At 72.2% G+C, this 22,571-nt stretch carries 20 protein-coding genes, 1 tRNA gene and 1 pseudogene; 9 read left to right on the forward strand and 13 right to left on the reverse strand.

Translation table 11 applies throughout. The annotated features are described in order from the left end of the window. Positions 1 to 111 (forward strand): annotated as a pseudogene (locus tag AC2CJA_RS05275) (thiol reductase thioredoxin); the annotation flags it as partial. A gap of 288 nt (positions 112 to 399) precedes the next feature. On the opposite strand, the gene AC2CJA_RS05280 reads toward AC2CJA_RS05275, so the two are convergent. The 9 genes from AC2CJA_RS05280 to AC2CJA_RS05320 all read right to left on the reverse strand — a co-directional run bounded on the left by AC2CJA_RS05280 (position 400) and on the right by AC2CJA_RS05320 (position 8,353). Beyond that, positions 400 to 795, reverse strand: a complete 396-nt coding sequence (locus AC2CJA_RS05280) for an ArsR/SmtB family transcription factor (protein ID WP_412698709.1) — start codon at positions 793 to 795, stop codon at positions 400 to 402. A 230-nt stretch (positions 796 to 1,025) separates the two neighbouring features. Further along, entirely contained in the window at positions 1,026 to 1,787 is a 762-nt protein-coding gene (locus AC2CJA_RS05285; protein WP_484601477.1) for a magnesium transporter, read from the reverse strand. Further along, positions 1,784 to 2,215, reverse strand: coding sequence for a magnesium transporter MgtE N-terminal domain-containing protein (locus AC2CJA_RS05290; protein ID WP_484601478.1), 432 nt, complete (start codon positions 2,213 to 2,215; stop codon positions 1,784 to 1,786). Before AC2CJA_RS05290 ends, AC2CJA_RS05285 begins: the two co-directional genes overlap by 4 nt. Before the next feature lie 535 nt (positions 2,216 to 2,750). After that, on the reverse strand, positions 2,751 to 3,566 hold the full coding sequence (locus AC2CJA_RS05295; protein WP_484601479.1) for a winged helix-turn-helix transcriptional regulator: 816 nt from the start codon (positions 3,564 to 3,566) through the stop codon (positions 2,751 to 2,753). Positions 3,567 to 3,628: 62 nt separating this feature from the next. Further along, the gene (gene pstB, locus AC2CJA_RS05300; protein ID WP_484601480.1) at positions 3,629 to 4,483 is read right to left on the reverse strand and encodes a phosphate ABC transporter ATP-binding protein PstB; all 855 of its coding nucleotides are present in this window, start codon (positions 4,481 to 4,483) and stop codon (positions 3,629 to 3,631) included. A gap of 61 nt (positions 4,484 to 4,544) precedes the next feature. Beyond that, entirely contained in the window at positions 4,545 to 5,450 is a 906-nt protein-coding gene (gene pstA, locus AC2CJA_RS05305; RefSeq protein WP_484601481.1) for a phosphate ABC transporter permease PstA, read from the reverse strand. Then, a complete protein-coding gene (gene pstC, locus AC2CJA_RS05310) occupies positions 5,447 to 6,397 on the reverse strand; it encodes a phosphate ABC transporter permease subunit PstC (RefSeq protein WP_484601482.1) in 951 nt (316 codons plus the stop codon). Before pstC ends, pstA begins: the two co-directional genes overlap by 4 nt. Beyond that, the gene (locus tag AC2CJA_RS05315; RefSeq protein ID WP_484601483.1) at positions 6,397 to 7,380 is read right to left on the reverse strand and encodes a PstS family phosphate ABC transporter substrate-binding protein; all 984 of its coding nucleotides are present in this window, start codon (positions 7,378 to 7,380) and stop codon (positions 6,397 to 6,399) included. Before AC2CJA_RS05315 ends, pstC begins: the two co-directional genes overlap by 1 nt. 899 nt (positions 7,381 to 8,279) lie before the next feature. Then, a tRNA-Pro gene (locus AC2CJA_RS05320) sits at positions 8,280 to 8,353 on the reverse strand. Between the two features lie 283 nt (positions 8,354 to 8,636). Here AC2CJA_RS05320 and AC2CJA_RS05325 point away from each other — a divergent pair. After that, positions 8,637 to 9,956: an NAD(P)/FAD-dependent oxidoreductase gene (locus AC2CJA_RS05325; RefSeq protein ID WP_484601484.1), complete on the forward strand. Its 1,320-nt coding sequence runs from the start codon at positions 8,637 to 8,639 to the stop codon at positions 9,954 to 9,956. A gap of 9 nt (positions 9,957 to 9,965) precedes the next feature. On the opposite strand, the gene AC2CJA_RS05330 is transcribed toward AC2CJA_RS05325, so the two are convergent. Continuing rightward, entirely contained in the window at positions 9,966 to 11,429 is a 1,464-nt protein-coding gene (locus tag AC2CJA_RS05330; RefSeq protein WP_484601485.1) for a lipase maturation factor family protein, read from the reverse strand. A gap of 76 nt (positions 11,430 to 11,505) precedes the next feature. After that, complete coding sequence (locus AC2CJA_RS05335; protein ID WP_484601486.1) at positions 11,506 to 12,702, reverse strand: thiolase family protein; 1,197 nt, start codon at positions 12,700 to 12,702, stop codon at positions 11,506 to 11,508. Positions 12,703 to 13,007: 305 nt separating this feature from the next. On the opposite strand from AC2CJA_RS05335, the gene AC2CJA_RS05340 reads away from it, so the two are divergent. Continuing rightward, positions 13,008 to 13,988 (forward strand): acetylxylan esterase, encoded by a 981-nt coding sequence (locus AC2CJA_RS05340; RefSeq protein ID WP_484601487.1) that lies wholly within the window; start codon positions 13,008 to 13,010, stop codon positions 13,986 to 13,988. A 129-nt stretch (positions 13,989 to 14,117) separates the two neighbouring features. On the opposite strand, the gene AC2CJA_RS05345 is transcribed toward AC2CJA_RS05340, so the two are convergent. Continuing rightward, entirely contained in the window at positions 14,118 to 15,383 is a 1,266-nt protein-coding gene (locus tag AC2CJA_RS05345) for a sugar ABC transporter substrate-binding protein (RefSeq protein WP_484601488.1), read from the reverse strand. Between the two features lie 264 nt (positions 15,384 to 15,647). Between AC2CJA_RS05345 and AC2CJA_RS05350 the strand changes: the two genes are divergently transcribed. Genes AC2CJA_RS05350 through AC2CJA_RS05370 form a run of 5 tightly spaced genes read left to right on the forward strand, consistent with a single transcriptional unit; the run spans position 15,648 to position 20,823 of the window. Continuing rightward, positions 15,648 to 17,246 carry an ABC transporter substrate-binding protein gene (locus AC2CJA_RS05350; protein ID WP_484601489.1) on the forward strand — a complete coding sequence of 533 codons (1,599 nt, stop codon included), beginning with the start codon at positions 15,648 to 15,650 and terminating at the stop codon, positions 17,244 to 17,246. Positions 17,247 to 17,281: 35 nt separating this feature from the next. Then, positions 17,282 to 18,250 (forward strand): ABC transporter permease, encoded by a 969-nt coding sequence (locus AC2CJA_RS05355; protein WP_484601490.1) that lies wholly within the window; start codon positions 17,282 to 17,284, stop codon positions 18,248 to 18,250. Then, on the forward strand, positions 18,247 to 19,158 hold the full coding sequence (locus tag AC2CJA_RS05360; protein ID WP_484601491.1) for an ABC transporter permease: 912 nt from the start codon (positions 18,247 to 18,249) through the stop codon (positions 19,156 to 19,158). Before AC2CJA_RS05355 ends, AC2CJA_RS05360 begins: the two co-directional genes overlap by 4 nt. Then, a complete protein-coding gene (locus AC2CJA_RS05365) occupies positions 19,155 to 20,123 on the forward strand; it encodes an ABC transporter ATP-binding protein (RefSeq protein WP_484601492.1) in 969 nt (322 codons plus the stop codon). The genes AC2CJA_RS05360 and AC2CJA_RS05365 overlap by 4 nt, the downstream gene beginning before the upstream one ends. After that, positions 20,116 to 20,823: an ABC transporter ATP-binding protein gene (locus AC2CJA_RS05370; RefSeq protein ID WP_484601493.1), complete on the forward strand. Its 708-nt coding sequence runs from the start codon at positions 20,116 to 20,118 to the stop codon at positions 20,821 to 20,823. The genes AC2CJA_RS05365 and AC2CJA_RS05370 overlap by 8 nt, the downstream gene beginning before the upstream one ends. A gap of 53 nt (positions 20,824 to 20,876) precedes the next feature. Here AC2CJA_RS05370 and AC2CJA_RS05375 read toward each other — a convergent pair whose 3' ends face one another. Continuing rightward, positions 20,877 to 21,473 carry a LysE/ArgO family amino acid transporter gene (locus AC2CJA_RS05375; RefSeq protein WP_484601494.1) on the reverse strand — a complete coding sequence of 199 codons (597 nt, stop codon included), beginning with the start codon at positions 21,471 to 21,473 and terminating at the stop codon, positions 20,877 to 20,879. A 70-nt stretch (positions 21,474 to 21,543) separates the two neighbouring features. Between AC2CJA_RS05375 and AC2CJA_RS05380 the strand changes: the two genes are divergently transcribed. Continuing rightward, on the forward strand, positions 21,544 to 22,455 hold the full coding sequence (locus AC2CJA_RS05380; RefSeq protein ID WP_484601495.1) for a LysR family transcriptional regulator ArgP: 912 nt from the start codon (positions 21,544 to 21,546) through the stop codon (positions 22,453 to 22,455). Positions 22,456 to 22,571: the final 116 nt, after the last annotated feature.

A 22,571-nucleotide genomic window follows, 5' to 3' on the forward strand; every position in this document is an offset into this window, starting at 1 on the left:
ATGTCCATCCCGACGATGAACGTCTACCAGGGCGGCGAGGTCGTGAAGACCATCGTCGGCGCCAAGCCCAAGGCCGCCATCGAGCGCGACCTGGCCGACTTCATCGGCTGACCGAGGGGTGCGGGGGAGATCGAAACGGGCTACCCCCGCGCCTCACTCTGTTTCTCCCCGAGGCCCGGACGGGCTGCCGCTCGGGTGGAGACGGAGCGGCTTGGGCAGGCTCTGACCTCCGTTCCGGCGGCTCTGCCGCAAGAGGGGGCGTACAACGCCACAACCGTGCGCGGAAAACCGTGGTGGCTCCGTGTTGGCGCAGCCCGGCGCGGATCGAGCGCGCGTGCTGGCCAGAGGTCCGCTCGGCGGCCGCTCCCGGCAGCAGGGGCGGCTCCGGGCAGCCTTGTCTCAGCAGTCGGGCAGAACGGCGAGTTCCTCGTCCTGGGTGGGAGTGAGGGTGTCCCGCAGGCGGCGGAGTCCTTCGGGGTTGACCGAGTACCACACCCAGGTCCCGCGGCGCTCACGGTTGAGGAGTCCGGCGTTGGTCATGAGCTTCAGGTGGTGGCTGATCGTCGGCTGGCGCAGACCGAGGCACTCGGTCAGGTCGCACACGCACGCCTCGCCGGTGGGCGAGGACTGGATCAGGCGCAGCAGTTGCAGCCGGGTGGGGTCGGCTATGGCCTTGAGGGCATGGGCGAGGCGGGCGGCTTCGTCGCGGTCGATGAGCAGGCAGGCCAGCTCCGGCTCGCACGCCTCCGCATCGTCCACCGCCGCCTCCGTCGCGCCATACACAGTGATAGCCATCTATTCACCATAAGAGGGCCTTCCCGGCTCCAGACGCGCGAGAAGGCCGCACGTGGCCTTGTTCACCGAAGGTTCACTTTCGGCTCACCGTTCCGGATCCAGGCGGCCTGAGCTGCGCAGCGAGGATTCGGAGGGCCGGTCCGGCCGCTCTCCTTGACGCGAGTTCACCGTTCTCCGACGTGTCGGCGTACGCACGCCATCCGCGGTGTCCGCCTTTGCTGCGGGGCGGCTCAGACGCCCAGGACGGCTTTGGCCGTCAGGAAGTAGAGGATCAGGCCGGTTGCGTCGACGAGGGTGGTGACCATCGGGGCGGAGACGACCGCGGGGTCGATCCGCGGCCGTCTGGCCAGCAGCGGCACGGTGCCGCCGACGGTCGCCGCCCAGCCGCGGATGAGCACCAGGGTGATGCCGACCACCAGGGCGATCTTCGCGTCGACGAACACCGTGCCCACCACCAGGCCCAGCGCGGCCAGCAGGGTGCCCAGGACCAGGCCGACCCGGCACTCGCGCCAGATCACCTTCAGCAGGTCCGAGCCGCGTACCTCGCCGACCGCCTGGGCGCGTACGCAGGCGGAGGCGGCCATGTAGTGGCCGGCCCAGGGGGCGGCGCCGGACTGGCGGGCCATGTCCTCGGTGTCGGCGGCCTCGATGACCTCCACGGCGTCGTCGATGGTGAACAGGCCGACGAGCCGGTCCTCGCTGTCCACGACGGGCAGGTTCAGGTCGTTGGTCTCGCGCATCAGCCGGGCGGCGTCCTCGGCGGAGTCGGTGGCGTACGCGGAGGCCGGCTCGGTGACCACCAGCTCCGCCACCAGCCGCTGCGGCTCGTTGAGCACCAGTTCGCGCAGCTCCACCACACCGGTCAGCCGCCGCCCGGCGTCCACCACCGGCAGCGTGTACACCGTCTCCGCGTCCGGCCCCTTCTCCCGTACGGTCCGCAGCGCCTGCTCGACGGTCAGGTCCTGCGGCAGCGCCACCACCTCGGGGGTCATGTAGCGGCCGACCGCGCCCTCCGGATAGCCAGCAGAGCGGAGGTCATCCTCCGCTCGTTGGGGCTCAGCCCGGCCAGCACCCGGTGGGCGACCTTGGCCGGGGCCTCGCGCAGCATCCTGGCCCGGTCGTCGGGGTCCATGCCCTCGACCAGCTCCAGGAAGGAGCGGTCCCGCAGCCCCTGCAGGATCTGCTGCTGGTCGACCGGCTCCAGCTCCTCGAAGACCGTCAGCGCCCGGTCCTTGTCCAGCAGCTGGAAGGCCACCCCGGCGTCGACGGCGTCCATACGGCCCAGCTCGTCGGCGATCACATGTGGCGGATGTGTCTCCAGCCACTCCGGGATGCCGTGCAGATCGTGGTCCCTGACCAGGTCCCGCAGCGAGGTGGCGGACTTCACGCTCGACTCGTGGGGCAGGTGCGACTGCGGCATGGCGGATCCCTGGGAGGCGGTGGAGAACGAACAGTGGACACCAAGGCCACCGCGAGCACCGATCGGTGCTCCGCCCCCTGAGGGAACGGGGAGGCGGTACTACGCGGCCGCACGACTGGGAGGCTCGCCACGCACGGCAGCATCACCCCAGTCCCATGTCCGCCAACGGTCACCGCGCCACATGCCGAGGCGCGCGGTCGCAGGATATCGCGCCCGAACCCGCCGCAACCGGGTGGCCCCGCGCGCAGCGGGCAGGGCCTGTCCGACGGTGCTGGACACGACGGCCGCAGCCGTGACCCGCAGCGTGGGTGGATCGGCGGGCACCGGCCGGGGTCCGCCGTCCGGTCTCGCCGGTCGGGGCACTCCGGCGTGGCACGGACGCAGGCGGTTCGCGGTCCCTTCGAGGGACAGGCCAGGATGCCTGGCCATCCCAGCCGTGCGGACTTCGGTGGACCGGCCGGGCCGGACGCCCGTCACCGCGTCCGTGTGCTGTCCGCGGCCTTGCCCGCATGGTCCGGGCCCGGCTCCACGGACGTCAGGGCCTGCAGGACTCCTGGCGGGCGGCCGAGGCGCGGCCGGTGCCGGGCGCGGCGGCCAGCGAACTGGTGGGATTGCATTCGAGCCGGTAGCCCAGGCCGCGGATGGCGGTGATGGTGCAGCAGCTGCCGCCGTCCTTCACCAGGCGGTTGCGGACCCGGCGTATGTGGACGGTGAGGCTGTTGCTCTCCATGCTGTCCTTGCCCCACAGCTCCTGGATGAGTTCCAGGCGGGAGACGACGCGGTTGGCGTGCTCCATCAGGTAGCGCAGCAGCAGGAACTCGCGCACCGGCATGCGGGGGACGAGCTCGCCGCCCACGAAGACGTGGAAGCCGGCCGGGTCGAGTTCGATGTCGCCGACAACCAGGGGCTGGGCCGCCTCGTCCTTTCCGCCCATCCGGTCGGAGATCAGCAGGGGCAGGATCTCGCCGGTGCGGTAGGGGCGGGCGACGATGGCGACGGCGCCCGCCTCCAGGGCCGCCGTCGCCTCGGCCGTGCCGTCCGTACCGGCCCCCACCATGACCGTGACCGGGTGGAGGTCGGCCAGCAGTCTGGTCACCGTCGCGGCGCCGACCACGGGCAGCGGCGCCGCCAGGAGGACCGCGGCCGGGCGCCGGGCGCCGACCCGCAGCAGCGCCTCGGCCCCGTCACGGCACACGACGGTCTCCAGGCCCGCCGTGGCCAGGCGGGCGGTGACGTCGGAGGCCAGGCTCTCGTCGGGCTCGGCCAGCAGCAGGTCGGGCGCCGCGCCGTCGTCCGGGTCGCCGGGGTGTGGGGCCGGGGCGTCAGATGACTTGCGTGCGTCGGGTGTCACCCGTGTTGCTCCTTCGTGGGAAAAAGAGCGCTGAGGGAGGGAGGCCGGCGAGAGCGGGCCGCTCAGCCGAAGCGTCCGGAGATGTAGTCCTCGGTGCGCTGGTCGTCGGGGTTGCTGAAGAGTTTCTCGGTGGACTCGTACTCCACGAGCCGGCCGTGGCGTTCGCCCTTGTCGTCGACGTCCGCGGTGAAGAACGCGGTGCGGTGGGAGACGCGGGCGGCCTGCTGCATGTTGTGGGTGACGATGACGATGGTGAACTCCTGTGACAGGCGCTCCATCAGGTCCTCGATCTTCGCGGTGGCGATCGGGTCCAGGGCCGAGCAGGGCTCGTCCATCAGGATCACCTCGGGCTTGACGGCGATGGTGCGGGCGATGCACAGCCGCTGCTGCTGGCCGCCGGACAGGGCCAGCGCCGAGGTATTGAGCTTGTCCTTGACCTCGTCCCACAGGGCGGCGTGGGTGAGGGTCTCCTCGACCAGGTCGTCGAGGTCGCCCTTGAAGCCCGACACCCGCGGCCCGTAGGCGATGTTGTCGTAGATGGACTTGGGGAAGGGGTTGGGCTTCTGGAAGACCATGCCGATGCGGCGGCGGACCTCGATGGGGTCCACGTCGTGGCCGTAGAGGTCCTCGCCGTGGTAACGGACCTTGCCGGCGACCCGGGCGGTGGGGACCAGGTCGTTCATACGGTTGAAGCAGCGCAGGACGGTGGACTTGCCGCAGCCCGACGGGCCGATCATGGCGGTGATCTGGCGGTGGCCGACCTGCATGTTCACGTCCCGGACGGCTTCGTGGTCGCCGTAGAAGACCGACAGGCCGCCGACGTCGAAGACCGGGTCGTGCAGCTCGGGCGCGTCGCGGAAGGCCACCTGGGGCGTTTTGACGCTTCCGGCGGCGTCGGGGGACGAGGGCGGCGTCATGGCGGCCTCCTGCGGAGAGGGAACGGTCGGTGCGAGGTGTTCGGTGGTGGGGTTCACGGCGTCACCAGCGGCGGGAGTAGCGGTTACGCAGCCAGATCGCCAGGGAGTTCATCGCCAGCAGCAGGGCCAGCAGGATGACGATCGCGGCGGAGGCCAGGGCGGTGAACTCGGCGCGGGACTGGCTGATCCAGTTGAAGATCTGGATCGGCAGGACGCTGAAGGCGCTCTCCACACCGGTGGGGTTGTAGGTGATGAACGTCAGGCCGCCGATCAGCAGCAGCGGGGCGGCCTCGCCCATGGCGCGGGAGAGGGCCAGGATCGAGCCGGTGGCCATGCCGGGGATCGCCGCGGGCAGCACCTGGCGCCAGATGGTCTGCCACTGGGTGGCGCCCAGCGCCAGGGACGCCTGGCGGATGGACTGGGGCACCGCCCGGATCGCCTCGCGCGAGGAGATGATGACCACGGGCAGCACCAGCAGGGACAGCGTCAGGGAGGCGGTCAGCACGGTCTGCCCGAAGCCCAGGCCGCGGGAGATGATCCCCAGGCCGAGGATGCCGTAGACGATGGAGGGAACGGCCGCCAGGTTCTGGATGTTGATCTCGATGACGCGGTTGTACCAGCGGTCGGGCTGGGCGTACTCCTCCAGGTAGATCGCCGCCAGGATGCCGGTGGGCAGGCTGTACAGCGCGGTGAAGGCGATCACCCAGATCGTGCCCATGATCGCCGACTGGGCACCGGCGTTGGTGGGGTCGATGATGTCGGGAAAGTTCATCCACAGCCGGGAATCCAGCCGGGACCAGCCCTGGGTGACCACGTAGACCAGCAGGGTGGCGAGGAAGACCACGCCGACGGCGAGGGAGGCCCACAGGCTCAGACGGAAGAACCGCTCCCGCCAGGGGGTGCCCCGGCTTTTCAGCCGGGGAGCCGGCACGGTGCCGAGCGGGCGCTCGATGACCTTGGAACTCATTCGTACACCTCGCGGTACTTGCGCACCAGACGGATGCTGAGGAGGTTCATCAGCAGCGTCATCACGAACAGCAGGGAGCCGACGGCGAAGATCGTCTGGTAGCCGAGGGAGCCGGTGGGCAGGTCTCCGATGCCGGCAGCGGCGATGAACCCCGTCATCGGCTGCATGCCCTCCAGCGGATCGGCGGAGAGGTTGGGCCGTCCACCGGCCGCGACCGCCACGATCATGGTCTCGCCGATCGCCCGGGAGATGCCCAGCACGGTGGCGGCCACGATGCCCGACAGGGCGGCGGGGACCACCACGCGGGTGGAGACCTGCATACGGGAGGAGCCGAGTGCGAAGGCGCCGTCGCGCAGGGAGCGGGGCACCGCGCTCATGGCGTCCTCGGACAGCGAGGCGATCGTCGGAATGATCATGATGCCCATCACGAAACCGGCCGACAGGGCGTTGAAGACCTCCGGGCCGTCGCCCGCGGGCCAGATGTCCTGCAGCAGCGGCGTGACGAACTTCAGCGCGAAGAACCCGAAGACCACGGTGGGGATGCCGGCGAGCACCTCCAGCACGGGCTTGAAGATCTTCCGGGTACGGGGCGAGGCGTACTCGCTCAGGTACACCGCCGCGCCCAGGCCGAGGGGGAGGGCCACCGCGATCGCGATCGCGGTGATCATCAGCGTGCCGGTGACCAGCGGCAGGACACCGAAGGAGGGCGGCTTGAACAGGGGCGACCAGTCGGTGCCGGTGAGGAACTCGGCGATCCCGACCTGGCCGAAGAAGGTGGCGGCCGGCGGGATCAGGGCGATCACGATGCCGATGGTGGTGGCCACCGAGACCAGGGAGGCGGCGACCAGCAGGACCTGGATGGCCTTCTCGCCGTAGCGCGGCTGGGACCGCTTCAGGGACCGGGAGGTCCCTGAAGCGGTCTGCCGGACGGAGCTGAGGTCGCTCATCAGCTGTGCTGCTCCCGCAGGGCGTCGAGGTCCTTGGTCAGCTCGGTCTCCTGCTCCTTGTTCAGGGGCACGAACTGGGCCTTCTCGGCGATCTCGGCGTGGTTCCCGACGTAGTACTCGACGAACTTCTCACCGGCCGGCTTCTTGAGCGCGGTGGTGCTGGGGTAGATGAACAGCGGACGGCCCAGGGGGGTGTAGGTGCCGTTCTGGACGGTCTCGACGCTGGGGGCCACGCAGCCCTCGCCACCGTCGATCTTGAGAGCCTTGAGCTTGTCCTTGTTCTCCTCGTAGTAGGACAGGCCGAAGTAGCCCATGCCGCCCTTGGAGCCCGCGACGCCCTGGATGGTGACGTTGTCGTCCTCGCTGGGGCTGTAGTCGGTACGCGAGGCGCCGCCCTCGCCGTTGATCACCTCGGTGAAGTAGTCGAAGGTGCCTGAGTCGGTGCCCGCCCCGAACAGCTTCAGATCCACGTCGGGGAACTCGGGGTCGACCTGGTTCCAGTTGTTCACCTTGGAGCCGGGCTTCCAGATCTTGTTCAGCTGCTCGACGGTGAGGCATTCGACGAAGTCGTTGTCCTTGTTGACCACGACCGACAGGCCGTCGTTGGCGACGTGGAACTCCTCGAAGCCGATGCCCTTCTCCTCGCAGGCCGCCTTCTCCTCGTCCTTGATCGGACGGGAGGCGTCGGAGATGTCGATCTCGCCGTTACAGAACTTCTCGAAGCCACCGCCGGTGCCGGAGGTGCCGACGGTGACCTTCACGCCGGCGTTCTCGGCCATGAACAGCTGCGCCGCCGCGGTGCTCAGGGGCGCCACTGTGCTGGAGCCGTCGATCTTGACCGTGCCGGACAGCTTGCCGTTGCCGTCGCCGGAGTTGGTCTCGCCGCCGGCGTCCCCGCCGCCGCAGGCGCTCGCGGCCAGCATCACAACAGTGGTCAGGGCCAGCGGGCCCCGGCTCCGGCGGAAGGAAGTGGAAATGTTCACGTGACTCTCGACCCTCATGTCGGGCCGGGCACAAGGGCCCGGCCGCCTGGTGCGCAGCGCGCCCCCTTCGGACCCTTGGATCGAAGCTTGACTATATGAATGTAAGGTGTACGAAGGACTCTGCGAGAGTGAACTATAGCTATTCATCTATATAGATGGATCGTGTAACCAGGTGGCCATTGACGCAGCCGTCTGTCAAGGCGGTGCGTTGGGGTTCTGCGCGACGATCCGCGCATCCCCGTCGGCGCGGGCGGTCGGAGCGGTCCCGGGGGTGACCGCTCCCGGTGAACCGGGCGGCGACGAGGCATTGCCGGGGCAGATTTCGCCCATCGGCCACTGTGGTGCGCGCAGAGGGTCCGCAGCTTCCCTGCACAGGCATCCGCCTATGTATCGGGGGTGGTTGTCCTGCCCGATGAACCGCGTGGAGGCACCCGTGCTCGACCCGTCAGACGACCGCACCCCGCCCGCCTGCCCCTGCTGCCGCAGCACAACACGGCACGCTCGGCACTGACCTGCCGCTACCGGTGCGGCAACGCCTGCGCCCACCGGGAGCCCAACCGCTCGGGCAACGCCTACTTCGGCGACGTGGCGCGCCAGGCCCTGTCCCGCCGGGGCATGCTCAAGGAGGCGGGTGTGCTCGCCCTGGCCGCCGGAGGCATGACCGCGGGAGCGGCCGGGGGCGGTGCGACGGGTGTCGCAGGCATCCCACAATCGGGGAGAGAACCCCGGCGATCTTGGTCCCCAGGGAAACGTGCTCTGATCTGCGGTTTCTTCCCGCGGCTGGTCCCCAGGTGGTCCCCACGGGGGCGGCGGCGCCTCGGTCGGTCTGGTGTGCCGTCAGACGAAGAAAGGCGCCCCGACCTGAGATTTCTCCCCGGCCGAAGCGCCTTCCGACACCGTCGGGACGACAGGATTTGAACCTGCGACCCCTTGACCCCCAGTCAAGTGCGCTACCAAGCTGCGCCACGTCCCGATGCCCTCCCGGCCCGGATCTTGTCCCTCGCCGTTCGCGCACAGAAACCATACCGCATTCCGGGGAGTGCTCGCTCACCCCTCGGAGGCCCGGGAGGGAAGATCACTTCCGCTCCCGGGGCGGCCCCCCGGGGCGGCCGTTCCGTCACCCGTCGCGCACGGAGGGGCCGTGCGAGGAGGAGAGCCGGGCCCGGAGGCCCTGGCAGGGACCGGGGCGGGTTTGCCGGAGCGCAGGCGGGAAACGCGGTTGCCCTGGTCGTTGGTCCCGAGGGCTGGAGTCGCACGTGAGCCGTTCCCGGATTGTGATCGTCGGAGCCGGGTTCGCCGGTTACCAGACCGCCAGGACGCTGTCGCGGAAGCTCCGCGGGGCGGCCGAGATCGTGCTGGTGAACCCGAACGACTACTTCCTGTACCTGCCGCTGCTGCCCGAGGTGTCGGCCGGGCTCCTGGAGGCGCGCCGGGTCTCGGTGTCGCTGGCCGGGACGCTGCCCAGGGTTCGGCTGGTGCTGGGGGAGGTCCACGGCGTGGACCTCGACGGGCGTTCGATCACCTACACCGATCCCGAGGGGACCGAGAAGCACCTGGACTACGACCGGCTCGTCCTCACCGTCGGAAGCGTGAACAAACTGCTGCCCATCCCCGGGGTGGCCGAGCACGCGGTCGGATTCCGGGGCATGCCGGAGGCGCTGTACCTGCGCGACCACATCAGCCGGCAGGTCGCCCTCGCAGCAGGCGCCGAGGACCTGGAGGAGTGCCGGGCCCGCACCACCTTCGTGGTCGTCGGCGCGGGGTACACCGGTACCGAGGTGGCCGCCCACGGCAAGATGTTCACCGACTCCCTGGCCCGTCAGCACGCCCGCGGCGCCGGGGGGATGCGGGCCGACGCCCGGCCCCGCTGGATGCTGCTGGACATCGCGGACCGGGTGCTGCCGGGCCTGGACGAGAAGCTGGCGCGGACCGCCGACCGGGTGCTGCGCAAGCGCGGGGTGGAGGTGCGGACGGGGACCTCGGTGAAGGAGGCCACCAAGGACGGCGTCCTCCTGGACACCGGGGAGTTCGTCCCCACCCGATCGCTGATCTGGTGCGTCGGGGTGCGGCCCGATCCGCTGGTGGAGCAGCTCGGCCTGCCGACCGAGAAGGGGCGGCTGATCGTCGACGAGTACCTGAACGTCCCCGGCCACCCAGAGGTGTTCGCCTGCGGCGACGCCGCGGCGGTGCCGGATCTGACCAACCCCGGCCAGTACACGGCGATGACCGCCCAGCACGCCCACCGGCAGGGCAGGACGGCCGCGAACAACGTGATGGCCTCCTACGGGGTCGGCACCCGCCGCCCCTACAAGCACAGCGATCTCGGCTTCGTCGTGGACCTGGGCGGGGTGCAGGCCGCGGCCAACCCCTTCGGCGTCCCGCTGTCCGGCCCGGTCGCCAACCTTGTCACCCGCGGCTACCACCTCGCCGCGATGCCGGGCAACCGGATCCGGGTGGCCGCCGACTGGGCGCTGGACGCCGTACTGCGGCGGCAGGCCGTCCAGCTCGGAGTGCTGGACGCCTGGTCGGTGCCGCTGGACACCGCATCGCCCGAGACGGCCCGGCTGCGCGGCTGACGGCTGCCCTCACGGGGTGTCCGTGCCCGTCTCCCCGTCCGTGCCCGAGTCCGTGTCCGCGGGCCGCCGGGAGACCGGCGGCCCGTAGGGGCCGATCAGCTCGCGGTCCCACCAGGCGCCGGTGGAGCGCAGCTCCCGCCAGGTGGTGAAGCGGTAGCGGTACAGCAGGGCCCGTACGTGGGCGGGCGGGGCGTCGGGGAAGGGGTTGACGCGCAGCAGCCGCAGGGAGCCGGGGTCGTTCTCCAGCAGTTTGCGCAGCAGCCGGGTGAACCAGGGCGCCGCGTAGGAGGGGGAGAGCGCGGCGAACCACATCAGCCAGTCCAGCCTCAGATGGTACGGCGCGTACGGGCGCGGCAGTCGGCGCACGTCCCCCGGCTTGCCCTTGAAACCGTACTCCCGCCAGCGCGTGGCATCGGTGATCCGCTCCTCGTCGGTGCCCTCGATCACCACCTCGTACCGGACGCGTGTCACGCTGCCGAAGGCGCCGTAGGTGTTGACCAGGTGGAGCCGGTCGAAGGAGGTGTTCATCCGCTGGCGGAGTGAGAGCAGATTGCGCGTGGGCCGGTAGCTGAGCGCCGCCACCAGAGCGGTCACGGCGATGACGGCGGCACCGAACCACAGGGGTGTGGGGCCGTGGGCGGGGGCGTCGGCGACCGCGGAGGCGTCGACGGCGGAGAAGGCCAGCACGACCGTCAGCCAGTTGAGCCAGGCGAAGTTGCCGGACGCCACCAGCCACAGCTGGGTGACGACCACGGCCAGTCCGGCGGCGCTCGCCACCGGCTGCGGAAGGAACAGCAGGAAGGGGACGGCGAGCTGGGTGACGTGGTTGGCGGCCGCCTCCACCCGGTGCAGCGGGCGTGGCAGCCGGTGGAAGAACCAGCTCAGCGGGCCCGGCATCGGCTGGGTCTCGTGGTGGTACTCAAGGCAGGTCAGCCTGCGCCAGCAGAGGTCGCCGCGCCACTTGATCAGCCCCGCGCCGAACTCCACCCGGAACAGCAGCCAGCGCAACAGGAGCAGGGTGAGCAGCGGCGGGGCGACGTCGGCGTTGCCGAGGAAGACGGCCAGGAAGCCGGCCTCCAGCAGCAGCGACTCCCAGCCGAACGCGTACCAGGTCTGGCCGACGTTCACGATCGACAGGTACAGCGCCCACAGCAGCGCCCACACCGCCATGGACACCGCCAGCGGCACCCGGTCGGCCGCGCCCAGCAGCACCGCCGCCGACAGCGCCGCGCCCAGCCAGGCCGCGGACGCGAAGAGGCGGTCGGAGTAGCGCAGGTGGAACAGGCTGGGCGAGGCGCGGAAGGAGACCCGGCGCAGGAAGTCCGGGACCGGGGTCAGGCCGCGCTCGCCGATCAGTGCCCGGAACTGCAGCGCCGCCGAGGCGAACGCGACGAGGTAGACGGCGGCCAGGCCCCGCTGGAGGACCAGTCGGCTCAGCCAGTAGTCGGGTGCCGTGAACCATTCCCACTCCATGGCGCAGATGGGTACCACCGGGGCCCGCCGTCATGCGGCGGGCCCCATGGGCGCACGGGCAGGCGTACGGGCCCGCTCAGCGCTCCAGCACGAGCGCCTGGCCCTGGCCGACGCCGATGCACAGGGCCGCGAGGCCGGCGCGGGCGCCGGTGGCGGCGAGGTGGTGGGCGACGGCGCCGGCCAGGCGGGCACCGGAGGCGCCCAGCGGGTGGCCGAGGGCGATGGCGCCGCCATGGGGGTTGACGACGGCGGGGTCCAGGTCGGGCCATTCGGCCAGGCAGCCCAGGACCTGGGCCGCGAAGGCCTCGTTGAGTTCGACGACGTCCAGGTCGGCGAAGGTGCGGCCGGCCCTGTCCAGGGCGTTGTGGACGGCCTGGACGGGGCCGAGGCCGAAGAGGTTGGGTTCGACGGCGGTGGTGGCGGAGGCGCCGATGCGGGCCAGGGGCGGGCGTCCGGTGGCCTTCAGCCCGGCCTCGTCGGTGAGCAGGAGCGCGGCGGCGCCGTCGTTGAGGGGGGAGGAGTTGCCGGCGGTGACGGTGCCGCCGTCCGCGCGGAAGGCGGGCTTGAGCTTGGCCAGCGCGTCCATCGAGGTGGCGTCGCGGACGGACTCGTCGCGGGCCAGGCCGGTGCCGGGGACGGGCACGGTCTGGGCGTCGTGGGCGCCCTTCTCCCAGGCGGCGGCGGCCTTGCGGTGGCTGGTCAGCGCGTAGGCGTCCTGGGCCTCGCGGGTGACGGCGTGCTTGTCGGCGACCTGCTCGGCGCCCTCGCCCAGGGAGACGGTCCACTCGGGGGGCATGGCGGGGTTGGTCATGCGCCAGCCCAGGGTGGTGGAGTACATCTGCTGGTGGCCGGCCGGGAAGCCGCGTTCGGGCTTGGGCAGCACCCAGGGGGCCCGGGACATGGATTCGACGCCGCCGGCGATGGCGACGGAGGCGTCGCCGCAGGCGATGGCGCGGGCCGCCTGGAGGACCGCTTCGAGGCCGGAGGCGCACAGCCGGTTGACGGTCACCCCGGGGACGGTGACGGGGAGGCCGGCCAGGAGGGCGGCCATGCGGGCGACGTTGCGGTTCTCCTCTCCGGCGCCGTTGGCGTTGCCGAAGACGACGTCGTCGACGCGGGCGGGGTCGAGGCCGGGGGTGCGGTCGACCAGGGCCCGGATGACATGGGCGGCCAGGTCGTCCGGCCGTACTCCGGCCAGTGCCCCGCCGTACCGGCCGATCGGGGTGCGTACCGCATCGACGACATAGACATCACGCAGGAGATCGTTGGCCATGGCAGGGATCCTGGCAGGGCCGCACCCGGATGGCCAGAAGCGGTCGGCGGGCATGGTCGATCACACATTCGCCGCTTTGCGAGTGTGGGCACGGGCACCGGCCCGGCCCCCGGCCGGCGCGGCGGGGGAGGGGAACCGGGGGCACCGGGCGGGAGAGGTCCGTTCCGGACGCGCCGGACGGGGTGGGCCGTGATCGTCCGCCCGTCCGGCCCGCGGCGATACCGTTGACCAGGGCTTCCGGAAAACATAGGTTTCCGGGGAAAGCGCTTTCTATCGCTTGTCGCCACAAAGGAACGGACATCCGCATGCCGCTGACCGATCTTCCGCTGGAGGAACTGCGCGCCTACCGGCCCGAGGTGGCCGAGCCCGGGGACTTCGACGCCTTCTGGTCCAAGACGCTCACCGCCGCCCGCGCGGCGGCGCCCGGGCCGGCGGAGTACCGGCGGGTCGAGGACGCGCCGCTGAGCACCGTGGAGGTGTTCGACGTCCGCTTCCCCGGCTGGGACGGCCAGCCCGTCGCCGCCTGGCTGATCCTGCCGCGCGGCGCGGACGGGCCGCTGCCGGCGGTGGTCAACTACATCGGCTACGGCGGCGGCCGCGGCCTGTACATCGAGCACCTGCTGTGGAGCGCGGCCGGCTACGCCACCCTCGTGGTCGACAGCCGAGGGCAGGGCCACGACACCCCCGACCCAAACCCGGACACCACCGCGCAGTACGTCGGCGGCTTCATGACCCGCGGTCTGGAGGACCCCGCCCACCACTACTACCGGCGCCTGATGGCCGACTGCGTACGCGCCGTGGACGCCGTGCGCGAGCACCCGGCGGTGGACCCGGGGCGGGTGGTGGTCACGGGCGGCAGCCAGGGCGGCGGACTGGCCCTGGCGGTGGCCGGGCTGGCGCCGGAGGGAGTGACGGCGGCGCTGGTGGACGTGCCGTTCCTGTGCCACTTCCGGCGCGGCGCCGAACTGGCCGCGGCCGGCCCGTACCCGGAGATCGCCCGCTACCTCGGCGTGCACCGGCGCGTCGACCCCGAGACCGTCTTCGCCACGCTGAACTACTTCGACGGCCTGCACTTCGCGCGCCGTGCCACCGCTCCCGCGCTGTTCAGCGTGGGTCTGATGGACGTGGTCTGCCCGCCGTCGACGGTCTTCGCCGCCTACCACCGCTACGCGGGGGAGGACAGGGACATCAGGGTGTGGCACTTCGGCGACCACGCCGGGGGCGGCTCCTCGCAGCAGCGGGAGCAGCTGCTGTGGCTGCGCGAGCGCGGTCTGGCGTCCGTCTGATTCCCCGCCCCCTCGGTCTGCCGGTACCGCGCCGCGGTCCCGGCGCCCCGACTCCGGCGCCCGGGCTCCGCACCGGAGCCGGGGCGCCGGAGTATCGGCGGTCCGTGACCGGCGTGCGGCCGGCGGGCGTCAGTCGCGTCCGCTCAGGATCGCGGTGATACGCCGGGATGCCTCGCGTGCCGCCTCCTTCGGATCGGTGCCGCGCAGCACCCGCGTCTGGTACGCCTTGATGGGGTTGTCCGCCTCCAGGCGGCCCCACCGCGGCGAGTTCGGGGTGGCACGCCCGTTGCGGGCGCCCTTCGCCATCGCCGCGGCGCCGGGGTCGTCCTCCAGCGCGTCGGCCAGCTCGGTGCTGTTGGGCACCACGCTCATCGTCTGGGCCAGCTTCCGCTGCCACTTCTCGCCGGTCAGCAGTTTGACGAAGGAGTACGCGGCGTCCGGCTCGGCGGCCCGCTCGGGGATGATCAGCACCGAACCGCCGGTGAAGACCGCCCCGGGCTCCCCCGCCTCCTTGCCCGGGATCGGGAAGAAGCCGAGTCTGCCCGCCAGCTCCGGGTTCTCCTCGACGATCAGCTCCGCGGCGCCGGGTACGTCGATGATCTGGGCGATCTCGTTGCCGGCGAAGAACGCGCGCTGCTCCGGCCTGGACTCGTCGGAGTCGACGGGACCCTGACCGTAGGACTGGAGCTCCTTGTAGAACTCCATGCCGCGCAGCGCCTCGGGGGTGTCGAGCGTGCCGGCCCACCGGCCGCTGCGCTCGACGGCGAGATCGCCGCCCTCGTCCCAGATGAAGCCCGCCAGCACGTACCAGTTCTGCCCCGGCAGGTAGATACCCTGCCGTCCGGGCTGGTTGAGCTGGGAGGTGACCTCGATCCACTCCTCGCGGGTGGTGGGCGGTTCGGCGATCCCCGCGTGCTCGAAGAGGTCCTTGCGGTAGATGACGACGCGGTTGGCGGCGTAGAGGGGGACGCCGTACTGGTAGCCGTCGATCTTCCCCGGCTCCTCCAGCCCGGGGACCCAGTGGTCGCCGCCGAGGTCGAAGACCTTGATGGTGAGGTTGGAGACCCCGCCGGCCTCCACGTACTGGGCGACCTGGGTGTTGCCCACCTCGATCACGTCGGGCGCGTCACCGGAACCGAGGGCCGCCGTGACCTTCTTGTCGATCCCCGGCCAGTCCTGGACGGTGACCTCCACCTCCACGCCGGGGTTGCGCCGCTCGAAGTCCCGGACGGCGGCGTCGGTGAGCTCCTCGGAGAGGCTGCCCCGCATCAGCCAGACGTCGAGGGTCCGGTCCTGGTTCTGGTCGCCGGAATCGCCGAGGACGCCGCATCCGCCGAGCAGCAGCACGGCGGACAGGACGGGGGCGAGGGAGCGGAGGGGGTGACGGACGGGCATGGCTGTCCCCTGGGAAGTTGCCGACGGAACGGGCGTGGGGGGCGCGCGTGGGGTCTGCACAGGTTTGGCATAGACCAAATGGGGAGTCAAGGTCTAGTCCACAGAAGGTGAAGGTAAACCGGTTCGGGAGGCTTTTCGTGATCATGGAGTGATCGAAGGGTGACCGAAGCGTCGCCCGCCGGGGGAGGAGCGGGGTGGCGCGTTCCTGCGGTTTAATTGCAAGCTGATTGCAACAACGCGCTCTCGGCAACAGAAGTGGGGATCATGAGACTGCGGGTGATACGGACGGCCGTCGCCATGACGGCCGGCGCGGTGCTGGCCGGGACCGCGGCCTGCTCCGCGCCGTCCGACGGGAAGAGCGGTGCGGACGGCGGTACGGGCGACTCCCTGGTCGTGGGAATCGCCCAGGAACCGGACACCCTCAGTCCTCTGCTCGGCTACGGCAAGGACGGCAACTCCAAGATCTTCGACGGGCTGCTGCGGCACGGCGCCGACATGGAGCTGGAGCCCGCCCTCGCCGCGGAACTCCCCGAGATCGGCGACGGTGGCCGGACGTACACCTACACCCTGCGCGAGGGGGTGACCTTCAGCGACGGCACCCCCTTCGACGCCGAGGACGTGGTCTTCACCTACGAGACCATCCTCGACGAGAAGACCAACAACCCCTCCAGGGGCGAGCTGGACGCCCTCGGCGGTGTCACCGCCGAGGGCGAGGACACCGTCGTCTTCCGCCTCAAGTACCCCTACGCCGCCTTCGCCGAGCGCACCGTGCTGCCCATCGCCTCCAAGGAGGCCGCCGCCGGACAGGACGTCAACACCGGCCCCTACAACACCGAGCCGGTCGGCACCGGGCCCTACGTCCTCACCGGCTGGAGCCGCGGCGAGAAGCTCACCTTCGAGGCCAACCCCGACTACTGGGGCGGCGCGCCGGAGGTGAAGAAGTTCACCATGGCCGTCATCAAGGACGACGACATACGGGCCACCCGGCTGCGCTCCGGCGACCTCGACGCCGCCGTCCTGCCCCCCGCCCTCGCCGAGACCTTCGAAGGAGACGACGGCCGACGCGTGATCCGGGCCAGGAGCGCCGACTTCCGGGCCGTCACCCTTCCCACCGCGGACCCCGTCACCGGCGACCGCGCGGTGCGCCGCGCCCTGGACGTCGCGGTGGACCGCGAGGCGATCGTCGACAGTGTGCTCAGCGGCGCCGGCCGGGCCGCGTACGGCCCCGTGCCCACCGACAGCCCCTGGTTCGCCAAGGGCACCGAACGCCGCCACGACCCGGAGGAGGCGCGGAAGATCCTGGAGGAGGCGGGCTGGAGGGCCGGCGAGGACGGGGTGCGCCGCAAGGACGACCGCCGCGCCGCCTTCACCCTCTGGTACCCCTCCGGGGACCGGCTGCGCCAGGAGCACGCCCTGGCCTACGCCGCGGACGCCAAGGAGATCGGCATCGACATCACCGTCGAGTCCGGCACCTGGGAGGTCATCGAGCCGCGCATGAAGGACGACGCCGTCCTCTCCGGCGGCGGCAGCCCGGCCGACCCCGACTTCGACCTCTACCCCCTGCTGCACTCCTCCCTGGCGCTGGACGGCTTCAACAACATGGCCGCCTACGACAACCCGGACGTCGACCGGGCCCTTGAGGAGGCGCGCCGCACCAACGACCGCGCCGCCCGCGCCGAGGCGTACGCCACCGTCCAGAGCGAACTGGCCCAGAACCCCGGCTACACCTTCCTCACCCACATCGACCACGTGTACGTGATGGACGACGCCTGGCAGGGCGTCACCACCCAGGTCGAGCCCCACGACCACGGCCTGGGCGCGGGACCCTGGTGGAATGTCGAGGACTGGCGGCCGAAGAAGTGAAGGCCGCACCGCGCACGGGGCCGCCCTGGGCCCCGATGGCGCGCCTGGCGGGACGGCGGGCGCTGGCCGCCGTCCCCGTCCTGGCCGCCGTGACCCTCGGCGTCTTCGCGCTCGCCGCGGCCTCCCCCTTCGACCCGGTGCGCCAGTACGCCGGGAGCGCCGGGCTGCGCGCCTCCCAGGACACCCTCGACCGACTGCGTGAGAACCTCGCCCTGGACGGCCCGTTCACCGAGCAGTGGTGGAACTGGCTCACCTCCGCGGCGACCGGGGACCTGGGCCAGTCGGTCTCCCTGCGCCAGCCGGTCGCCCAGGTCGTCGGCGAACGCCTGGGCTGGTCCGTGCTGCTGTGCGCGCTCGCGTTCCTCGTCGCGGTGGTGCTCGGCACGGTGCTCGGCGTCGTCGCCGCGCGCCGCCGGGGCGGATGGCTCGACCGCTGTGTCACCGGCGGCTCCTACGTCCTCCAGGCAGCCCCGCCGTTCTGGCTCGGACTGCTGGCCGTCTGGTTCTTCGCCCTCCAGCTCGGCGTGCTGCCCGCCGGCGGACTCACCGACAGCGGCGAGGACACCGTCACCGCGGGCTCGCTGGCACGCCATCTGACGCTGCCGGTGGCCGTGCTCGCCCTGTCCCAGCTGCCGTGGTTCGCCCTGTACGTACGGCAGGGAGTGGCCGACGCACTCCACGAGGACCCGGTGCGCGGCGCCCGCGCGCGCGGGCTGCGCGAGCGCACCGTGCTGCTCGGCCACGCCCTGCGCTCGGGGCTGCTGCCGGTACTCACGCTCATCGGCACCCGTATACCCGAACTGATCACCGGCGCCCTGCTGGTGGAGACCGTCTTCAGCTGGCCCGGGATCGCCTCGGCCACCGTCCGCGCCGCCACCGCCACCGACTTCCCGCTTCTGGCGGCCGTGACCGTACTGGCCACCGCCGCCGTGCTCGCCGGGAACCTGCTGGCCGACCTGCTCTACGTGCTGGCCGATCCCCGGATCGACCCGGAGGAGATGTGACCGCCCCCGCACCGGCCCCCGCCGAAACCCCCGCCGAAGCCCCCGTCCCCGCCGCCGCGCGGCGCGGCCTCGGGCGCCCGCCTGGCGCCCGCGCCCGGCGTACCCGCGTCTCGGCCGTGCTCACCGCCGCCACCGTCCTGGCCGCGCTGCTGGTGCCGGCGGTCTTCCCCCTGGACCAGCAGGCCGTCGACCTCGCGGCCAAACTCCAGCCCCCCTCCCGGGAGCATCCCTTCGGCACCGACGAGCTGGGCCGCGACCTGCTGCTGCGCTGCGTCCACGGGCTGCGCGTCTCGCTGCTGGTCGGCGTGGTCGCGGCGCTGGTGGCCACGGTCGTCGGCATCGCCGTCGGCGGTCTGGCCGGGGCGCTGGGCGGGCGCACCGACCGGCTGGTGATGCGGGTCGTGGATGTCTTCGCCTCCGTGCCCCACCTGCTCCTGGGCATCTTCGTGGTGGCCATGTTCCGGCCCGGGATCTGGCCGGTCATCGCCTCCGTCGGTCTCACCCACTGGCTGTCCACCGCCCGCATCGTCCGGGCCGAGACCCACTCCCTGCGCAACCGCCCGTACGTGGACGCCGCGATCTCGGGCGGCGCCTCGCGGTGGCGGGTGGCCGTACGCCATCTGCTGCCCGGCGTCCTGCCGCAGGCCGGGCTGGCGGCCGTGCTGATGGTGCCGCACGCCATCTGGCACGAGTCCGCCCTGTCCTTCCTGGGTCTGGGCATCCCCGCGCACCAGGCCAGTCTCGGCACCATGGCCGAGGCGGCGCGCGGCTCGCTGCTCGCCGGCGCCTGGTGGCCCACCCTCTGGCCCGGGCTGTTCATCGTCGTCCCCACCCTCGCCATCGCCGGGCTCGCCGGAGCCTGGCGCGAGCGGATCAACCCGCGCGTCCGATCGGAGCTGACGCTGTGACGGCCCAACTGTCCGTACGCGAGCTGTCCGTACGCTTCCCGCTGCGCGGCGGGCGCACCGTCGCCGCCGTGACGGGGGTCTCCTTCGACCTCGCCCCCGGCGAGTGCCTGGCCCTGGTGGGAGAGAGCGGCTGCGGCAAGTCGGTGCTGGCCTCCGCGCTGCTGGGGCTGCTGCCCGGCAACGCCCGGGTGGGCGGTACGGCCCTGCTGGACGACCTGGACCTGCTCACCGCCGGGGAGGAAACACTGGCCCGGCGCGTGAGGGGCCGCCGCATCGCCCTCGTACCGCAGAGCCCCGCCTCGCACCTCACCCCCGTGCGCACCGTCCGCTCCCAGCTGGAGGAGACGGTGCGGGAACTGACCGGCGTACGGGGGCCGGAACCGCGCGGGGCCGCCGAGGCGGCCGCCGAACGCGCCGCGTTCCCCGCCGACCACCTCGACCGGTACCCCCACCAGCTCTCCGGCGGCCTCGCACAGCGCGCCGCCACCGCCCTCGCCCTCGTCGGCGGGGCCCCGCTGCTGATCGCCGACGAACCGACCACCGGCCTGGACCGCGACCTGGTGGACCGCACCGCGGACGAACTGCGGCGCCACGTGGACGCCGGCCGCGGCCTGCTCGTCATCACCCACGACCTGTCCGCCGCCGAGCGCATCGCCGACCGGGTCGCGGTGATGTACGCCGGACGCATCGTCGAACTCACCGGCGCCGCGGGCTTCTTCGGCGCACCAGGCCCCCGCCACCCGTACGCCCGAGGGCTGCTGGAGGCTCTGCCCGAGCGGTCCTTCACCCCCATCCCCGGCATGCCGCCCGAACTCGACGCCCTGCCCGCCGGCTGCGCCTTCGCCCCGCGCTGCGACCGGGCCACCGGCACCTGCGCCGCCGTACCCGCCCTGACCGGCGCCCGCGCCGGGGCGGTGGCCTGCCACCACGCGCACTCCCACGCCCCGGAGACCGCCGATGTCTGAACCGACGCCCGGACCGCCGGCTGCGCCGACGCCCGAACCCGCCCTGGAACTGCGCGACATCACCGCCGGATACGACCGCCGCGCACCCGTACTGCACGGGGCGTCCCTGACCGTGGGCGAGGGCGAGGCCGTCGGACTGCTCGGCCCCAGCGGCTGCGGCAAGTCCACCCTGGCCCGCGTCGCCGCCCTGCTCCACCGGCCGTGGGCGGGCACCGTACGGCTGGCCGGCCGGCAGGCGCGCGGCTTCCGCCACCGCGCCCCGCGCGAGCTGCGCACGGCTGCCGGCGTCGTCTTCCAGCAGCCGCGCCTCGCCGCCGACCCGCGCCTGACCCTCGCCGAGCTGATCTCCGAGCCACTGCGCGCCACCGGCCGCCGGGCGGAGGTCCCCGCCCGGCTGCCCGCGCTGGCCGCCTCCGTCGGCCTCGGCGGCGATCTGCTCGCCCGCCGCCCCCACGAGGTCAGCGACGGCCAGCTCCAGCGCGCCTGCCTGGCCCGCGCCCTCGTCCTCCGCCCCCGCCTGCTGGTCTGCGACGAGATGACCGCGATGCTGGACGCCTCCACCACCGCGGCCCTCGTCGCCGCGGTGGAGGAGTACCGCCGGGAGAACGGCACGGCGCTGCTCGCGGTCGGCCACGACCGGGTGCTGCTGGAGCGCTGGTGCGACAGGACGGTGGACTTCGAGGCCCTCCTGCCGCGGTGACGCGCCGGGGACGCGCCGCGGGCGGGGCCACTCCGGGCCGTCGCCCAGAGCCGTCACCCCAGGACCAGACCGACCGCCAGGACGAGCATCACGACGCCGACCACCAGGTCCACCACCCGCCAGGTACGGGGGCTGTCGAGCACGCCCGACAGTCCCCTGGCGCCGTAGCCGAGAGCGGAGAACCACACCACGCTGCCCGTCACCGCCCCGGTGGCGAAGACCCACCGGGCGCCGGGGCCCTGCTGGTTGGCGAGGCTGCCCAGCAGCACCACGGTGTCGAGGTAGACATGGGGGTTGAGGAAGGTAAGGGCCAGGGTGGCGGTGACCACCGACCTCCGCGACCGTGCGGCCCCGGCCTTCAGGGACGAGGGCCTCACCGCGGAGGCGAAGGAGCGCACCGCCCACCACACCAGATAGACGGCTCCCGCCCACCGCAGCACCTCCAGGGCGCCGGGGAAGCGGGACACCAGCGCCCCGATCCCGGCGGTGCCGCCGAGGATCAGCACGACATCGCCGGCCGTGCACAGCGCCACCACCGCCCCGACGTGCTCCCGGCGGATGCCCTGCCGCAGCACGAAGGCGTTCTGCGCGCCGATGGCGATGATCAGAGCCAGGCCGGCCGCCAGGCCGGCCGTCCAGATACCCCACATGGCCCTGAAGGTAGCCAGTCCCCTGGATACAGACAAATGAAAGGATCTTCAGATACGTTAGATTCGCTTCATGAACTTCGAGCATCTGCGTGCCCTGGCCGCGATCATCGACGAGGGGACCTTCGAGGCCGCCGCGGACCTGCTCGGGGTCAGTCCCTCGGCCGTCAGCCAGCGCATCAAGGCCCTGGAGAAGTCCGTGGGCCAGGTGGTGGTGCGCCGGAGTGTGCCGTGCGCACCCACCGAGGCCGGGGCGGCGCTGCTGCGCATGGCACGCCAGGTGCAGGTGCTGGAGGCGGAGACCCGGCGCGCGCTGGGCGACGGGATCTCCTCCCGGACCGTGACGCCGGTGGCCGTCAACGCCGACTCCCTGGTCACCTGGTTCGCGCCCGTCCTCCACGAGGCCGCCGGATGGACGGACACCACACTGGACCTGCGCGTGGAGGACCAGGATCACAGCAGTCGGCTCCTGCGCCAGGGAGACGTCATCGGAGCCGTCACCGCCGATCCCGTGCCGGTCAACGGATGCCGCATCGAGCGGCTGGGCTTCATGCGCTACGTGCCTGCGGCCGCCCCCGCGCTGCACCGGCGGTTCACCACCGAAGCCGGCGTCGACTGGACCGGTATGCCCATGCTGGAGTTCAACGCCAAGGACGACCTGCAGCGCCGGGTACTGCGCTCCCGAGGCGTCGACCGGCCCCCGCCCACGCACACCGTCCCGTCGCCCGAGGGGTTCCTCACGGCCCTGAGGGCCGGCCTGGGATGGGGCATGATCCCGGAGCTCCAGATGGGGACGGACCTCGCCGACGGGACACTGACCCTGCTGGAGGAGCACGCCCACCGCGACGTCGCCCTCCACTGGCAGACCTGGTCGCTGGAGTCGGAACGGCTGAACCGCATCACCGCGTCCGTCCGCGAGGCCAGCCGGCGGGGGCTGCGCACCGCCCGGCGGGCCGAACGGGCGGCCGCGCCGGGAAGGACCTGACCTCCGCGGCCCCCGGAGGGGTGTGGGGGAGGGCGGACGCGGCGCCGGCGGTGAGCCGTGCGCGACGGAGGCGCGGCTTCCGGTCCGATCCGCGAGACCGCCCGGGGCTCGCGGAT

The organism is Streptomyces sp. ATLC9 (assembly GCF_057196705.1).

Bases quoted from the DNA above. Each gene is read 5' to 3' on its own strand.
- AC2CJA_RS05280 (WP_412698709.1), bottom strand. From the start codon at position 795: ATGGCTATCACTGTGTATGGCGCGACGGAGGCGGCGGTGGACGATGCG.
- AC2CJA_RS05285 (WP_484601477.1), bottom strand. From the start codon at position 1,787: ATGACCCCCGAGGTGGTGGCGCTGCCGCAGGACCTGACCGTCGAGCAG.
- AC2CJA_RS05290 (WP_484601478.1), bottom strand. From the start codon at position 2,215: ATGCCGCAGTCGCACCTGCCCCACGAGTCGAGCGTGAAGTCCGCCACC.
- pstB (WP_484601480.1), bottom strand. From the start codon at position 4,483: ATGACGCCGCCCTCGTCCCCCGACGCCGCCGGAAGCGTCAAAACGCCC.
- pstA (WP_484601481.1), bottom strand. From the start codon at position 5,450: ATGAGTTCCAAGGTCATCGAGCGCCCGCTCGGCACCGTGCCGGCTCCC.
- pstC (WP_484601482.1), bottom strand. From the start codon at position 6,397: ATGAGCGACCTCAGCTCCGTCCGGCAGACCGCTTCAGGGACCTCCCGG.
- AC2CJA_RS05330 (WP_484601485.1), bottom strand. From the start codon at position 11,429: ATGGAGTGGGAATGGTTCACGGCACCCGACTACTGGCTGAGCCGACTG.
- AC2CJA_RS05335 (WP_484601486.1), bottom strand. From the start codon at position 12,702: ATGGCCAACGATCTCCTGCGTGATGTCTATGTCGTCGATGCGGTACGC.
- AC2CJA_RS05340 (WP_484601487.1), top strand. From the start codon at position 13,008: ATGCCGCTGACCGATCTTCCGCTGGAGGAACTGCGCGCCTACCGGCCC.
- AC2CJA_RS05345 (WP_484601488.1), bottom strand. From the start codon at position 15,383: ATGCCCGTCCGTCACCCCCTCCGCTCCCTCGCCCCCGTCCTGTCCGCC.
- AC2CJA_RS05350 (WP_484601489.1), top strand. From the start codon at position 15,648: ATGAGACTGCGGGTGATACGGACGGCCGTCGCCATGACGGCCGGCGCG.
- AC2CJA_RS05355 (WP_484601490.1), top strand. From the start codon at position 17,282: ATGGCGCGCCTGGCGGGACGGCGGGCGCTGGCCGCCGTCCCCGTCCTG.
- AC2CJA_RS05370 (WP_484601493.1), top strand. From the start codon at position 20,116: ATGTCTGAACCGACGCCCGGACCGCCGGCTGCGCCGACGCCCGAACCC.
- AC2CJA_RS05375 (WP_484601494.1), bottom strand. From the start codon at position 21,473: ATGTGGGGTATCTGGACGGCCGGCCTGGCGGCCGGCCTGGCTCTGATC.
- AC2CJA_RS05380 (WP_484601495.1), top strand. From the start codon at position 21,544: ATGAACTTCGAGCATCTGCGTGCCCTGGCCGCGATCATCGACGAGGGG.